Origin of the sequence: Streptomyces sp. BE20 (genome assembly GCF_036322525.1) — a bacterium.
In the GTDB taxonomy this organism is placed as follows: domain Bacteria; phylum Actinomycetota; class Actinomycetes; order Streptomycetales; family Streptomycetaceae; genus Kitasatospora.
Genome location: NZ_JAQYWW010000829.1, coordinates 1 through 963, shown reverse-complemented (window position 1 = coordinate 963; position 963 = coordinate 1). Strand labels below are relative to the sequence as shown.

General features: G+C 72.6%; 1 protein-coding gene. It reads left to right on the top strand.

The window, feature by feature from the left end; all coding sequences use genetic code 11:
* Positions 1-49 precede the first annotated feature (49 nt).
* Positions 50-963, top strand: a 914-nt coding sequence (locus PUR61_RS17535; RefSeq protein ID WP_329879794.1) for a hypothetical protein, incomplete at its 3' end; no start/stop codon positions are given.

The following is a 963-nucleotide window of genomic DNA, read 5'->3' as shown; positions in this document are numbered from 1 at the left end:
GAGGGCTGACACCTACCGGAGGTCACCTGAGCCCAGCACAATCGCCCGTATGACGATTACCACGGGCGCCGCGCCGCCGCCCACGCAGAACAGGTCTGTCATGCTCGCTCGGGGGTTCTTCACGGGCGGTGTGACGGGGGTTTTCCTGGCGGGCGTCGTTGTCGGGATCGTCCTGGGGAGTGTGCCGCTGATCGTCGGGGGAGCGTGCCTGCTCGCGGTCTACGTCCTGATCCGCTACCTCGCCGGCATGCCGAGGCGGGCCGGGGAAGCGGCGGTCCCGCCGTGCCTGGCCCTCGCGATGATCGAGAGCCGGGAGGCCGTCGTAGGCGAGGCGAGCGATGTACCGGTGAGGTTCGACCTCACCGTCGCACCGGACGACGCACCCGCGTACCGCGTCGAGTTCACCCAGGACATCAACGTCGCCTACCTGCCCGACTACCGGCCGGGCGGCATCCTGGTCGTCCAGTACCCGCCGGACCGGCCGCTGAAGGTGAGGATCGTCAAGCGCCCGACCCCGGAGTGGGAGGAGCGGGTGGCCGTGGCCCGTCTCGATTCCGCGCCCGGACCGGCCCGGGCGAGCGACCCCGCAGAAGGCGCCGGCGCCACCGCGGTCGGATTCCTCGGTCTGCTGCTCGGCGCGGCCCTGGTCGTCCTGCTGTTCCGCGCGGACCTGTTCCGCGCGGACCTGTTCGGCGAGGACGGCACCAGCACCGCGCGGCCGCCGGTCTCCGCCTCCGGCACCTCCTCGGCGTTCACGGTCACCGTGTCGTCGGTGACCGGCACGGTGGCCCTCGGCTCCGGTCAGTCCTTCCTCGACGAGGGCAGGTTGGGCGGTTCCGCCGCCACGCTCGCCAGAGGCGAGGACCGGCGGCGGGCGCTCACCGTCGCCGTCCAGGAGCGCCTGCTGACGGTCGTCTTCGCCCCGACCGGCACCCCGGCGGCCTCCCGGATCGACCTGGAGTC